The sequence below is a fragment of the Janthinobacterium kochi genome (assembly GCF_051380715.1).
Taxonomy (GTDB): Bacteria; Pseudomonadota; Gammaproteobacteria; order Burkholderiales; family Burkholderiaceae_D; genus Janthinobacterium.
In genome coordinates this window covers 594,240-608,221 of the sequence record NZ_JBNYXO010000003.1, presented here as the reverse complement: position 1 = coordinate 608,221, position 13,982 = coordinate 594,240, and the positions used below count along the sequence as shown (strand labels likewise).

The 13,982-nt window shown below is 63.2% G+C and carries 13 protein-coding genes; 7 read left to right on the top strand and 6 right to left on the bottom strand.

All coding sequences use genetic code 11. The annotated features are described in order from the left end of the window. Window positions 1-46 precede the first annotated feature (46 nt). The 3 genes from moaD to thrC are packed head-to-tail and all read right to left on the bottom strand — an operon-like array spanning window position 47 to window position 3,031. Window positions 47-304 (bottom strand): molybdopterin converting factor subunit 1, encoded by a 258-nt coding sequence (gene moaD, locus ACQ4WL_RS10255; protein WP_436509609.1) that lies wholly within the window; start codon window positions 302-304, stop codon window positions 47-49. Window positions 305-314: 10 nt separating this feature from the next. Further along, complete coding sequence (locus tag ACQ4WL_RS10250) at window positions 315-1,511, bottom strand: molybdopterin molybdotransferase MoeA (protein WP_436509657.1); 1,197 nt, start codon at window positions 1,509-1,511, stop codon at window positions 315-317. A 38-nt stretch (window positions 1,512-1,549) separates the two neighbouring features. Next, on the bottom strand, window positions 1,550-3,031 hold the full coding sequence (thrC, locus tag ACQ4WL_RS10245) for a threonine synthase (protein ID WP_436509608.1): 1,482 nt from the start codon (window positions 3,029-3,031) through the stop codon (window positions 1,550-1,552). Window positions 3,032-3,319: 288 nt separating this feature from the next. Between thrC and ACQ4WL_RS10240 the strand changes: the two genes are divergently transcribed. Next, complete coding sequence (locus ACQ4WL_RS10240) at window positions 3,320-4,060, top strand: AAA family ATPase (RefSeq protein WP_436509607.1); 741 nt, start codon at window positions 3,320-3,322, stop codon at window positions 4,058-4,060. A gap of 105 nt (window positions 4,061-4,165) precedes the next feature. Here ACQ4WL_RS10240 and ACQ4WL_RS10235 read toward each other — a convergent pair whose 3' ends face one another. From ACQ4WL_RS10235 to kbl, 3 genes are read right to left on the bottom strand one after another with little or no spacing between them, the layout of a single operon-like run. Next, window positions 4,166-5,566: an L-serine ammonia-lyase gene (locus ACQ4WL_RS10235; protein ID WP_436509606.1), complete on the bottom strand. Its 1,401-nt coding sequence runs from the start codon at window positions 5,564-5,566 to the stop codon at window positions 4,166-4,168. A gap of 52 nt (window positions 5,567-5,618) precedes the next feature. Beyond that, a complete protein-coding gene (locus ACQ4WL_RS10230; RefSeq protein WP_436509605.1) occupies window positions 5,619-6,584 on the bottom strand; it encodes an NAD-dependent epimerase/dehydratase family protein in 966 nt (321 codons plus the stop codon). 20 nt (window positions 6,585-6,604) lie between these two features. After that, window positions 6,605-7,828: a glycine C-acetyltransferase gene (gene kbl, locus ACQ4WL_RS10225; protein WP_436509604.1), complete on the bottom strand. Its 1,224-nt coding sequence runs from the start codon at window positions 7,826-7,828 to the stop codon at window positions 6,605-6,607. Window positions 7,829-8,048: 220 nt separating this feature from the next. On the opposite strand from kbl, the gene ACQ4WL_RS10220 reads away from it, so the two are divergent. The 6 genes from ACQ4WL_RS10220 (at window position 8,049) to ACQ4WL_RS10195 (ending at window position 13,933) form a co-directional block, all read left to right on the top strand. Continuing rightward, complete coding sequence (locus ACQ4WL_RS10220; RefSeq protein WP_230538158.1) at window positions 8,049-8,624, top strand: helix-turn-helix domain-containing protein; 576 nt, start codon at window positions 8,049-8,051, stop codon at window positions 8,622-8,624. 172 nt (window positions 8,625-8,796) lie between these two features. Continuing rightward, window positions 8,797-9,723, top strand: a complete 927-nt coding sequence (locus ACQ4WL_RS10215; protein WP_436509603.1) for an STM4015 family protein — start codon at window positions 8,797-8,799, stop codon at window positions 9,721-9,723. 14 nt (window positions 9,724-9,737) lie between these two features. Then, the gene (locus ACQ4WL_RS10210; protein ID WP_436509602.1) at window positions 9,738-10,826 is read left to right on the top strand and encodes an STM4014 family protein; all 1,089 of its coding nucleotides are present in this window, start codon (window positions 9,738-9,740) and stop codon (window positions 10,824-10,826) included. Further along, window positions 10,819-11,667, top strand: a complete 849-nt coding sequence (locus tag ACQ4WL_RS10205; RefSeq protein WP_436509601.1) for an STM4013/SEN3800 family hydrolase — start codon at window positions 10,819-10,821, stop codon at window positions 11,665-11,667. Before ACQ4WL_RS10210 ends, ACQ4WL_RS10205 begins: the two co-directional genes overlap by 8 nt. After that, window positions 11,664-13,043 (top strand): STM4012 family radical SAM protein, encoded by a 1,380-nt coding sequence (locus tag ACQ4WL_RS10200; RefSeq protein WP_436509600.1) that lies wholly within the window; start codon window positions 11,664-11,666, stop codon window positions 13,041-13,043. The genes ACQ4WL_RS10205 and ACQ4WL_RS10200 overlap by 4 nt, the downstream gene beginning before the upstream one ends. Next, window positions 13,037-13,933 (top strand): STM4011 family radical SAM protein, encoded by an 897-nt coding sequence (locus ACQ4WL_RS10195; protein WP_436509599.1) that lies wholly within the window; start codon window positions 13,037-13,039, stop codon window positions 13,931-13,933. Before ACQ4WL_RS10200 ends, ACQ4WL_RS10195 begins: the two co-directional genes overlap by 7 nt. Window positions 13,934-13,982 lie beyond the last annotated feature (49 nt).

Below are 13,982 nucleotides of genomic sequence, written 5' to 3'. Positions count from 1 at the left end.
AAAAACGGCCACTTCGATGAAGTGGCCGTCTCACTGGGAAGCGGGATCAGCCGCCCGTCACGGGTGGAAAGAATGCCACCTCGTCGCCTTCCGCAATCACGGTATCGGCATCGCACATCACCTGATTATGCGCCATGCGCAGCGCGCGGCCCTGCGCCAGCGCATATTCCCAGTTGCCGCCGCGGGCGATCAGCAGGGCTCTCACCTCGCCCACCGTCAGCTGCGGCGCGGCCACTTCCAGTACTTCCTGGGCCGTGCCCACCAGCTCGCGCACGCTGGCGAAAAAACGCAGATTGATCTTCATCGATACTTCCTTAGTACAGCAATTCGTTAAACGGGATAAAGCGCAGCATGTCGCCGCGCGCGATCGACAGCCCCGGCGGGCAATCGATCAAGCCGTCGCCCCACACGGTGGACGTCAGCACGCCCGAACTCTGGTTGGCGAACAGTTCCAGCTCGCCATCATCATTGACCTTGGCGCGCAAAAACTCGTTGCGCTTGTCCGCCTTCAGGCGCTCAAAACTGGCCGGCAGCTTGTAGCTGCGCGGTGCCAGACTCCCCGCCACGCCCTGCAGGCGCAAAATGAACGGGCGCACGAACAGTAAAAAAGTGACAAAGCTGGACACGGGATTGCCGGGCAAGCCGACAAAGAACGCATCCTGCACTTCACCAAAGGCCAGCGGTTTGCCCGGCTTGACGGCGATCTGCCACATGTTCAGCCGCCCTTCCGCTTCCACGGCCGGCTTGATATGGTCTTCCTCGCCCACGGACACGCCGCCCGAGGTGATGATCAAGTCATTGCCCTGGGCCGCCTGGCGCAGCACGGCTTTTGTCGCTTCCAGGCTGTCGGGCACGATGCCCAGGTCCGTGATGTCGCAGCCGAGGTTTTCCAGCAAGCCGCGCAGGGTAAAACGGTTTGAGTTGTAGACGGCGCCCGGCGCCAGAGGTTCACCGGGCATGGCCAGCTCGTCACCCGTGAAAAACACGGCGACGCGCAGCTTGCGCAGCACCGGTACTTGCGCCAGGCCCACCGAGGCGGCCAAGCCCATTTCCTGGCTGCGCAAACGCCTGCCCGCACCGAGGATCTCGCCACCGGCGCGGATATCCTCGCCCTGCCGCCGCACCCATTCGCCCGCGTGCGGCACGTGATTGACCGTCACCACACCGTCCGCCACGGTGCACTGCTCCTGCATCACCACGCAGTCGGCGCCGTCCGGGAGCAAGGCGCCGGTAAAGATGCGCGCCGCCGTCCCCGGCTGCAAGGGCTGGCCCACGTGGCCGGCCGCGATGCGCTGCGATACGGGCAAGCTGGCCGCGCCGCTGGCACAATCCTGCGCGCGCACGCAATAACCATCCATCTGCGTGTTGTCGCGCTCGGGCACGTTCAGGGTCGACGTCTGCGCCGTGGCCAGCACGCGGCCGTTGGCGCGCATGGTGTCGACCAGTTCGACTTCGGCCACCGGGCGCGCCGCGTCCAGCATGAAGGCTTGCGCCTCGGCCACCGACAGCATGCGTTGTGCGGCCGGATCGCTCATCACAGTCCCGCTCATTACAACCCCGTGGCGGCGCTAATAAACGCCTTCATTTTCTCGACATCCGCATCCATCACGACGAACTTTTGCGGCAAGTCTTCAATGTTTTCGAAGCCGGCCGGGCGCTCGGCGTCCACACCCAGCGCTTCCAGGATGGTTTCGTTGAATTTGGCCGCCAGCGCCGTTTCCAGCACGATCATTGGCACGTTCGGCTCCAGGTGCTCGCGCGCCACCTTGATGCCGTCGGCCGTGTGCGTGTCGATGGTGATGCCGTAGTCGTCGGCCACATCGCGGATGGTGTCGAGGCGGTCCTGGTGCGTGGACTTGCCCGACTTGAAGCCATATTTGGCCACCAGCTTGAACTCGTCGCCATCGCTGCCTGGCTTGCCGGACAGGTCAAAACCGCCGTGCGTTTCCACTTTCGTGAACAAGGCACGTACGCGCTCGCTGTCGCGGCCCACCAAATCGTAGACGAAGCGCTCGAAATTCGACGCTTTCGAGATATCCATCGACGGGCTGCTCGTGTGGTACGTTTCGGCCGACTTGCGCACGCGGTAGACGCCCGTGCGGAAGAATTCGTCGAGCACGTCGTTTTCATTGGTGGCCGCCACCAGTTTCGAGATGGGTAGCCCCATCATGCGGGCGATATGGCCGGCGCAGATATTGCCAAAATTGCCAGACGGCACCGTGAACGACACTTTTTGCTCATTGCTGGTGGTGGCCGCCAGGTAGCCGCGGAAGTAGTACACGACTTGCGCCACGACACGCGCCCAGTTGATGGAATTGACGGTGCCGATCTTTTGCTTTGCCTTGAACGGCAGGTCGTTCGACACGGCCTTGACCATGTCCTGGCAATCGTCGAACACGCCTTCGACGGCGATGTTAACAATGTTCGGGTCTTGCAGGCTGAACATCTGCGCCGTCTGGAAAGCGCTCATTTTCTTGTGCGGCGACAGCATGAAGACGCGGATGCCCTTCTTGCCGCGCATCGCGTATTCGGCCGCGCTGCCCGTGTCGCCCGACGTGGCGCCAAAGATATTGAGTTCGGCGCCCGTCTTGGCCAGGGTGTATTCGAACAGGTTGCCCAGCAACTGCATGGCCATGTCCTTGAAGGCCAGGGTCGGGCCGTTCGACAGCGCTTGCAGCATCAGGGTGGTCGATCCGCCCTTGACGATGTTTTCTTCGAGAACGCGCAGCGGCGTGATGTCGGCCGCGTTTTCGCCGGCGCGGGCATTCTTGTAGACAGCTTTGGTATAGGTTTTCGCCGTCAATGCCTTCAGGTCCGCGGCCGGGATATCGGTGGCGAACTTCTTCAGGATTTCGAATGCCAGGTCGGCATACGATAATGTGCGCCAGGCGTTGAGCTCGGCACCAGTGACTTGCGGGTAGTGTTCTGGGAGATACAGTCCGCCATCGGGGGCCAGGCCGCCCAGGAGGATGTCGGAGAATTGCTGCAGATTCGATGGCGCTTTATCAGCGCGGGTAGACACGTAGTGCATAAATTTGAAGAGTCCAGTTGAGCTGAGTGCGGTTGATCATGAATGGCAGCGGATATTATAGTGCCAGCCGCCGCCCAAGGCGAATCGCATGCGCACGCAGCCGTCCTGGCCCCTGCCCCTGTTGTCAAACAGCAGCGCCTGGCAGAGGCCAAAGCATTGTATTTTGGAAATTTCTTATGGCGAGATCAACGCCTCGCATAAAGATGGGGCCACGTACTGGCATATGCGCCTGATTTGCGCCACACTCGTACTTGTCGGCCCGCTTGCGGGCCATTCATGGAACCGGCCATGTCGCTGAGTAAAAAACCGTATCTGCAAAGCGCCACGCTGCGCCATGACGCCGTCGTCGACCTGGACCACTATCCGTTCACCATCCCCGCCATCCGCGACTTCGTGCACATGGACTTCCATCGCGACGTGACGTTTTTCGTGGGCGAGAATGGCAGCGGCAAGTCGACCATGCTCGAAGCACTGGCCGTGGGACTGGGCTTCGGCAAGGATGGCGGCACGCGCAATGTGCGCATCGCCCTGCCATCGGACGAGGAATCGGGCTTGCACGCGCACTTGCGTCTGAGCAAGAGCTACAAGAAACCCGATGACAGCTATTTCCTGCGCGCCGAGAGCTTTTTCAATGTCGCCACCTACATGGACGATATGCCCGAGTACCTGGGCAGCTACGGCGGCAAGTCGCTGCACGCGCAATCGCACGGCGAAGCGTTCATGGCGACCTTGATCAACAAGCTGCGGGGCAAAGGTTTGTATCTGCTGGACGAGCCCGAGGCGGCCCTGTCGCCCAGCCGCCAGATGGCTGCGCTATCCGTGATCCACCAGCTGGTGCAGGACGACTCGCAACTGATCATCGCCACCCACTCGCCCATCCTGTTGGCCTACCCGAACGCGAAAATCCTCAGTTTTACAGGCGGCGGCATCCACGAAGTGGCGTATGAAGACACGGAACACTTCGCCGTGACGCGCGATTTCCTGAATAATTATCCAAGAAGGCTGGAGCAGCTGTTTGAGGAGGAGTGAAACTGTCGGCTTACGCGCGTTGCGCTAAGCCGACCTACGCCATACCGGATCTGCTGCAGTTGTAGGTCGGCTTAGCCCACAGGGCATAAGCCGACAATACCGCCATCAGCAAGCCGCATGGTTGACGGTGATGACGTGCACGGCCAGCCCACCCAGCGACGTTTCCTTGTACTTGTCCTGCATGTCCGCACCCGTCTGGCGCATGGTTTCAATGACTTCGTCGAGGCTGACGAAATGCGTGCCATCGCCCTTCAGCGCCAGCGAGGCGGCCGTAATCGCTTTCACGGCGCCCATGCCATTGCGCTCGATGCAGGGGATCTGCACCAGGCCGCCGATGGGGTCGCACGTCATGCCCAGGTGGTGTTCGATGCCGATTTCGGCCGCGTTTTCGATCTGCTCGTTCGTGCCGCCCAATGCCGCCACCAGGCCGGCCGCCGCCATGGCGCACGCCACGCCCACTTCGCCCTGGCAGCCCACTTCGGCGCCCGAGATCGAGGCATTGCGCTTGCACAGCATGCCGATGGCGGCCGCCGTCAGCATGAAGCGGCGTATGCCGCCGACAGGGTCGCTGGGTCGGCAATCCTGTGCGTAGTAGCGCAGCACGGCCGGGATAATGCCAGCGGCGCCGTTGGTCGGCGCCGTCACCACGCGCCCGCCGGCCGCGTTTTCTTCGTTGACGGCCATCGCGTACAGGCTGACCAGGTGCACGGCGTCGTGCGGCAAGTCGTTGGCGCGGTTGTCCGACGCCTTCGCCTCCTGCGCCAAACGCCATAATTTGGCGGCGCGGCGCTTGACGTTCAAGCCGCCCGGCAGGTTGCCCGTCGTTTCCAGGCCGTGCGCGATGCAGTCGCGCATGACGTGCCAGATGCGGTCCAGGCCTGCATTGAGTTCGCTATCGCTGCGTTTGACGCATTCGTTCGCGCGCAGCATTTCCGGGATCGACAGGCCGCTTTCCACGCCATGCGCCAGCAACTGCTCCATGGTGTCGAAGGGGAAGACGACGCGCGCGCTGGCTGCCGATTCCACCGCCGCTTCGGCCTGTGCCTCGCCTGCCTCGCGGATAAAACCGCCGCCGATCGAGTAATACACCTTGTCGACCCGGCTGCCGTCCGCCAGTTTCAGCGTGAAGCGCATGCCGTTCGGATGCTCGGGCAAGGATTCGCTCTTGTGCCAGATCAGGCCCGTGGCCGCCGTAAACGGCACCACGTGCGCGCCCAGCAGCGCGATTTCGCCGGCCGCCTCGATGGCGGCCAGCTTGCTGTCGACCGCATCGGGCGCCACGTCTTGCGGCGTTTCGCCCATCAAGCCCAGAATGACGGCCTTGTCCGTGGCATGGCCCACGCCCGTCAGCGCCAGCGAGCCATACAAGGCCGCCTCGACGCCCACTACCTGGTCCAGCGAACCGTATTCGACCAGAAAACGCCGCGCCGCCGCCATCGGCCCCACCGTGTGGGAACTCGACGGCCCGATGCCGATCTTGAACAGGTCAAATACGCTCATATCCATGTAGTGTCTCTTTATATTAGTATGTTTTTATGAATGCTTGTGTGGGTGGGACTCAGGCTGCCTTGGCAGCCTGGCCCACGTCGACATTGGCCAGCATGTCGGTGACCATCTGCCCGACGCCGATCTGCGCCTTCCAGCCCCAGTCCGCGCTGGCCTTGCTGTCGTCCAGGCTTTGCGGCCAGCTCTCGGCGATGGCCTGGCGGCTGTCCGGTTTGTAGCTGATCTTGAAGTCCGGCACCATGTGCACGATGGCTTTCGCCAGTTGCTCGGGGTTGAACGACACGCCGGCCACGTTATAGGCTGAACGGATCTTGATCGATGCAGCCGGCGCATCCATCAGTTCGATGGTGGCGCGGATGGCGTCGGGCATGTAAATCATCGGCAAGGTGGTGTTCGCATCGAGGAAGCAGTCATAGCGCTCGCCGCGCAAGGCCGCATGGAAGATGGCGATGGCGTAATCGGTGGTGCCGCCGCCCGGAGGCGATTTATAACTGATGATGCCCGGGTAGCGGATGCTGCGCACGTCCACGCCATACTTGTTGAAGTAATACTCGCACAGGCGCTCGCCGGCCAGCTTGCTGATGCCGTACATCGACGTCGGGTCCATCACCGTCATTTGCGGCGTGTTCACTTGCGGCGTGTTCGGGCCGAAGGCGGCGATCGACGATGGCCAGAAGATGCGCAAAGGTTTGCCTGCTACACCCCGTTCGCGCGCCAGTTCCAGGATATTGAGCAAGCCATCCATGTTCAGGCTCCACGCCTTCAAGGGCGCCGCCTCGCCCGTGGCCGACAGCATGGCCGCCAGCTGGTACACCTGAGTGATGTTTTCATCGGCGATGATGGTCGCCAGGCCGTCCTTGTCCAGCACATTGAGCTGGGCATAGCGCTTGGCCTGGTACAGGTTATTCGTGCCGATATCGCTGGCGATGACGTTGTCCGCGCCGTGCTGCTGCGCCAGTGCGCCCACCAACTCACTACCGATTTGGCCGTTTGCGCCTATGACTAAGATGCGTTCCATGCTATTTTCCTGAATTCTTGTTAGTTAGTGGTGGTAGTGGTCAGCAGACCGAGTTCCTTGCCGGCCTGCTCGAAGGCGGCCAGCACTTTCACCAGCTGTTCGCGGGTATGCGCGGCCGACAACTGCACGCGAACGCGCGCCTGGCCCATCGGCACGACCGGATAGAAGAAACCCGTCACCAGCACGCCCAGTTCATACAGGCGGGCGGCGAATTGTTGCGCCACGGGGGCGTCGAACAGCATCACGGGAACCACCGGATGGGTGCCCGGCTTGATGGTGAAGCCGATGCGCTCGATCTCGCTGCGGAAGAAAGCCGTGTTTTCGTGCAGGCGGTCGCGCAGTTCCGTCGACTTGGCCAGGCGCTCGAGCACCGACAGCGAAGCGCCGGCAATCGATGGCGCCAGGGTGTTGGAGAACAGATAAGGACGCGATTTCTGGCGCAGGGTGTCGATGACTTCCTTGCGCGCCGAGGTAAAGCCGCCCATGGCGCCGCCCAGGGCCTTGCCCAGGGTGCCCGTGATGATGTCGATGCGGCCCATCACATTGTGATGTTCGTGCGTGCCGCGGCCCGTCGCGCCCATGAAGCCGGAAGCGTGGCATTCGTCGATCATCACCAGCGCGCCGTACTTGTCGGCCAGGTCGCAGATCTTGTCGAGTTGCGCTATCGTGCCATCCATCGAGAACACGCCATCCGTGACGATGACTTTATGGCGCTTGCCGGCGGCAATCGCCGCTTGCAGCTGCACTTCCAGGTCGGCCATGTCGTTGTGCGCATAGCGGTAGCGCCCAGCCTTGCACAGGCGGATGCCATCGATGATGGAGGCGTGGTTCAGCGCGTCCGAGATGATGGCGTCGTTTTCATCGAACAGGGGCTCGAACACACCGCCGTTGGCGTCGAATGCGGCCGCGTACAAAATCGTGTCTTCGGTGCCCAGAAAAGCGGAAATGGCCTGTTCCAGTTCTTTATGTACGGTTTGCGTGCCGCAGATGAAGCGCACGGACGACAGGCCGTAGCCGTATTTTTGCGTGGCGGCAATGGAGGCTTCCTGCGTCTGCAGGTCGCCGGACAGGCCCAGGTAATTGTTCGCACACATATTGATCAGGGTACGGCCATCGTCGCACACCACTTCGGCGCCCTGGCGCGAGGCGATCACGCGCTCGGGCTTGTACAAGCCCTGCTGGCGCAGTTGATCGAGATTCTGTTGCAGACTGCTGAAAAAGGTGTTCTTCGCTTGCTCGCTCATGATGATCCTTGTGTGTCCCTGTTGTATGGGTGCTATCCGGGTGACCTCAGCCGCCATAGGGGGAGCGGTCGCTTGACCGGTGCGCGCAGTATGCTGTACCGTGAAGCGCTGTTTGAAGTCTACACGTTTCCGTGTTTTTCCTCAAAATCCACTATGTCGAACTTAAATTCAATATAGTGGATATTACCCAAGCCTATTGAACTTTGCAAGCCACCTGCCGATGAAAACCAGCGTTTCGACCAATTCTCCCCCTGAAGTGGGTGCCACCCTGCAACGGCTGCGCCTGGCGCGCGGCCTGACACTCGAGGATTTGTCGCGCATCGCGGGCGTCTCGAAGTCCATGCTGTCGCAAATCGAGCGCGAAAAAGCCAATCCCACCATCGCCATCACGTGGCGCCTGGCCAACGCCCTGGGCGTGCAGATAGGCGAATTGCTCTCCAGCGCAGAAAAAGCCGTGGAAACCATCCGCATCACGGACGCCCACGAAACCCCCACCCTGCCCGGCGACCACGCGGGCTACGTGCTGCGCATCCTGGGGCCGATGGAATTGGCCGGCAAATACGAATGGTATGAAGTGACCCTGGCGCCGGGCGGCGAACTGGCGTCGCAGCCGCACGATCCGGGCACCACCGAGCATTTGACGGTGATCCACGGCAATCTGGAGCTGGAAGTGGGCACGGCGAAGAAAAAGGTCAAGAATGGCGGCACGGCGCGCTATCCGGCGGACCAGCCGCATATCATCCGGAATTTGGGTAAGACCGAAGGAAAAGCCTTACTCGTGGTGATACACAGATAAACGCCTCCACCAGTGCGCAATATGCCTGAATGTCTATGCTAAGATTTTAGAATAGACAAGATTTCCAGGCCTGGATGTCTTCGCAGAGCGTCGCGGCACATCCCGGCTCGTCCCAGCTCCGCCACACCGCGCGCGGCATCCAGGCATCCACTGTTTTTACGGAGCCCACGCGATGACCATTTCCGACAGCACCACCACCTTCCACAATAAAAAAGTCGTCCAGTACGACCCCGACCTGCCGTTCGACCCGTCGCAGGAGATCGTCTACCGCCTGTCGCTTGAATACGACGACGAGCGCAAGATGGACGAACTGATCGCAGGCTTCCTCGGCAAAGCCGACAGGAACGCGCTCGAAGCGCTGATCATCGGCATGTGGGGCGACCCGTACGAATCAGGCGCAGACGAAGTGATGGCCGCGCTGATCGCCCACGCCGCTGAACTACCCAACTTGCGCGCCCTGTTCATCGGCGACATGACGTACGAGGAATGCGAAATCTCCTGGATCGTGCAAGGCAGCTACAAGCCCCTGCTGGACGCCTTCCCGCTGCTGCAGGAATTGCGCATCCGCGGCGGCAATGAGCTCGTCATCGAACCGTTCGCGCACCAGCACCTGCGCCGGTTCACCATCGAAGCGGGCGGACTCGATCAAAAGATCGCCGAGGCGCTGGCGCAATCGAGCATGCCGCAGCTGGAACACCTGGAACTGTGGCTGGGCACGGACGACTATGGCTTCTCGGGCGACGTCGACCTGTACCGCAAGGTGCTGGCGCAGCTGACCGTGCCGACCCTGCGCTACCTGGGCTTGCGCGACGCGGAAATCGCCGACGACCTGGCCATCTGGCTGGCGGAAGAGCCGCTGGTGGCGCAGCTTGACACCCTGGACCTGTCGCTGGGCACCATCGGCGACCTGGGCGCCGTGGCCGTGCTCAATCACACGCAGCTGGGCAAGTTGAAACGCCTGGACCTGTCGCACCATTACATCTCGGAAGAAAACCAGGCCAAGCTGAAGGCGCTGCCCTTCGAGGTGGTGCTGGACGACCCGCAGGAAGCCGATGAAGACGACGGCGAAAGCTACCGCTACGTGGCTGTCGGCGAATAGGCGGGTTTTATCCTTTGCTGATACCTCTCACCCTGCTGGCCACCGCCGGCAGCAAGCGCGTGCGCCTGATGCAGGCGGCGCGCGCGCAACTGCGCCTGCCGCCCGCGCAAGTACTGGAATGGCGCGACTGGCTGGCGCAGCCGGCGCTACTGGATGAGGCATTGCGCCAACCCTGCCTGTTGAAGATCGAGCCGCCCGGCGACGATCCTGCCGCCCACCTGCTGTTGCTCGATGCGGGCTGCCGTTTGCTGGACCGTCCGCTGATCGATGCGCCCGCGCATGGCGAACTGCTGGCCATGGATGCCTGGTTTGCCGGTTTTGCGGCGTCCATGCAGTCACTGGCCTCCCAACTGGCGGCCCTGCCGCAGGCACGCGTGCTCAATGCGCCGGCCGAGATCAGCCTCATGACGGACAAGCTGGCGTGCCAGCGCCACCTGGCCGTGCATGGCGTGCCTATTCCTGCCCTGCTTGGACCCGTGCATGGCTACGAACATTTGCAGTCGCTGCTACACCAGCATGACGTCGACCGCGTATACCTGAAACCGCGCTACGGCTCGTCCGCGTCCGGTGTCGTCGCCTACCGCAGGAACAAAACCGGGCGCCAGCAAGCCACCACCTCGGCCACCTTATCGCGGGCAGAGGGCCAGACACGTTTGTTCAACGTCAAGCACATGGCGCGCTACGAGACGCAGCACGACATCGCCACCCTCGTCGACGCGCTGGCCGCCCAGGAACTGTACGCGGAAGCGTGGCTGAACAAGCCGCGCTGCGGCGACAGCCATTACGATCTGCGCGTCGTGACCCTGGCGGGCCAGCCTGCGCACCGGGTGGCGCGCATCGGCGACCAGATGATGACCAATCTGCACCTCGACAACCGGCGCGGCGACGCGGCCGGCCTCCTGAACACTGCCGACATGCAGGCACTGGAGAAAACCGCCGTCCTGGCCGCGCGCGCCTTCCCCCACAGCCACGTGACGGGCTACGACCTCGTGGTACGCCAGGGCCAGGCGCATGTGCTGGAAGCGAATGCCTTCGGCGACCTGCTGCCCGGCTTGTTATGGCAAGGCGCAGGCACTTACGCAGCACAACTGACCCATGTTTAAAGACACACCGGCCATCCCCGACATGCGCGCCATCGTGGGCAGCCACGACATCGTCTTCATCACGCTCGACACCCTGCGCTATGACGTGGCGCAAGCGCTGTACGAGGCAGGCGAACTGCCCGTGCTGGGGCGCTTCCTGCCGCCCGGTGGCTGGGAACGGCGCCACTCGCCCGCCACGTTTACGTATGCGGCGCACCAGGCTTTCTTTGCCGGATTTTTGCCCACGCCAGCCGCGCCGGGCCGCCATCCGCGCCTGTTCGCTTCCGCCTTCGCCGGCAGCGAAACGACTTCAAAGCACACGTTTGCGTTCGAGCAAGCGGACCTTCCCGCCGCGCTGGCCGCACGTGGCTACCGCACCCTCTGCATCGGCGGCGTGGGCTTCTTCAACAAGCAAACCGCGCTGGGCTGCGTGCTGCCTTCGCTGTTCCAGGAAAGCCACTGGAGCGCGGGCATGGGCGTGGCCAGCCGCCATTCGACGCAACAGCAGGTGGCGCTGGCCATAGCCCGCCTGGCAGACGGCGACCAGCGCACCTTTTTGTTCATCAACGTGGCCGCCCTGCACACGCCGAACCGCGCCTACCTGCCCGGCTGCCGCGCCGACTGTCTGGACAGCCATGCGGCGGCCCTGCGCTATGTGGATGGCGCACTGGCGCCGCTGTTTGAAGTCTGCGCCGCGCGCGCGCCCACGTTTGCCATCGTCTGCTCGGATCACGGCAGCGCATATGGCGAAGACGGCTACCGCGGCCATAGAGTCGCCCACGACAGCGTGTGGAACGTGCCGTATGCGCACTTTTTTATCGCCCCCGATACCGATACACCTCCCAAGGAGTCCCCACCGTGAATCCAGCCGAACAACCAGGCACCCTGGCGCAGCGCATGCGCCACACGCCCTACCAGGCGTACTCCTACTCGTACCCGCACAAAGCGGCCTACCGCGCCTTGCCGCAGGCGGCGCCGCTGGCCCCCCTGTGGGCGCAGCAAGACCGCTCCGCCCTGTTCGCGTATATCCATATTCCGTTTTGCGAAATGCGCTGCGGCTTTTGCAACCTGTTCGCCATGGCCCGTCCCAGTGCGGACATGGTCGAGCGCTATGTGCAGCAAGTGCTGGTACAGATGCGCGCCCTGGCCGGCGCGCTGGGCGAACGGCACTTCGCCCGCTTCGCGCTGGGCGGCGGCACGCCCACCTATCTGTCGCCCGCGCAGCTCGATACCTTGCTGTGCGGCGCGCGCGATATCCTCGGCATCGACCTGCAACAAACGCCGGCCGGCATCGAAGCGTCGCCCGAAACCATCACGTTTGAGCGCCTGGCCGTGTGCCGCGCGCACGGCATCGACCGGGTCAGCCTGGGCATCCAGAGCTTTGCCGCCGGTGAGATGCGCGCGCTGGCACGCCCCCAGCAAAACGCCACCGTGCAGCACGCCATCGGCCTGATACGCGCAGCCGGCTTTCCCACCCTGAACCTGGACCTGATCTACGGCATCGCGGGGCAAACCATCGCCAGCCTGCTGGCCTCCATCGACAGCGCGCTAGCTTTCCGGCCCGAGGAAATCTACCTGTATCCGCTGTACGTGCGCGAACAGACGGGTCTTGGCAAGGTGGCGCGCCGCCAGGGCGCGCAATCACTCAACCCCATCATGCTGGCGCAGGGCGGCGACAGCCGTTTGGCCCTGTACGCGGCCGCGCGCGACCACTTGCGCGCCCAGGGTTACGAGCAGGTGTCGATGCGCATGTTCCGCGCGCCCCATGCGCCTGAGCAGAACGGACCTTCGTACTGCTGCCAGAACGACGGCATGCTGGGCCTGGGCGCGGGCGCCCGCTCCTACACTTCGCGCCTGCACTATTCGAGCGAGTATGCGGTGGCGAGAACTGAGACCATCGGCATCATCGACAACTACCTTGCACTGGATGAAGCACGCTTTGCGCAGGCCGAACATGGGTATGTGCTCGACGATGCAGAACAGCGCCGCCGCTACGTGATCCAGTCGCTGCTGACCGAACCTGGCCTGGACCGCGACGCCTACACGGCACGCTTCGGCACGCGCTGCGAAGCAGACTTGCCGCAGCTGGCCGAGCTGCATGCGCTGGAATTGGTGCAGGAGGATGGCGCGCTGCTGCGCCTGAACGACCGGGGCTACAGCTACGCCGACACCATCGGCCCGTGGCTGGCCTCCGATACGGTGCGTGCGCTGATGGCCGAAGGCGGCCAGGCGTGCTGACAACGCCGACAAACACGCTGTCCCTGCTGTACCGCGGTACGCTCTCGAGCTGCAATTACGCCTGCGGCTACTGCCCGTTTGCCAAGAAGCGCGACAGCCGCGCCGCACTGGCCCGCGACGCGCGCGAAGTGGCGCGTTTTACCGGCTGGGTGGCGGCGCAGGACCGGGCCATCAGCGTCCTGTTTACGCCCTGGGGCGAAGCGCTGGTGCGGCGCCACTACCGCGCGGCCATGCAAACCCTGGCCAGCCTGCCCCACGTGCGCCAGGTGGCGCTGCAAACGAATCTGTCCGGCCCCTTGGGCTGGCTGGATAACATGGACGGGCTGGAAAAAATCGGCTTGTGGTGCACCTACCACCCGGACCAGACGACACTGGCGCGTTTTCTCGAACGCTGCGCGCGCCTGGACGCCATGGGCGTGCGCTATTCCATCGGCGTCGTCGCCATGACCGAGCACTTGGAGGCGATCCGCGCCCTGCGCGCGGCCCTGCCGGCGCACGTCTACCTGTGGCTGAATGCCTACGACCGCCGTGGCCCCCACTACTACAGCGAGCAAGACCTGACCTGGCTCGACGCCATCGACCCGTGGTTCGCGCAAAACCGCCGCCCATCGCCCTCACGCGGCAAACCGTGCCTGGCGGGCGAAGCGTCGCTGTCTGTCGATGGCGATGGCGAATTGGCGCGCTGCCATTTCGTGCCCGAGCGGCTGGGCAACCTGTACGTGGATACACTGGAAGACATGCTGCAGGAACGCCGCTGCCCGCGCTTCAAGTGCGATTGTTACATCGGCTATGCGCAGCGCAAGGATTTGCCATTTCAGGCGGTATTTGGGGAGGGGGTGCTGGCGAGGATTGTGACTGTAGGTCGAATTAGTCGGAGTAGGTCGGATTAGCGGCGGCACGCCGCGTAATCCGACACATTGTTTGCGCAGGCGGTGTCGG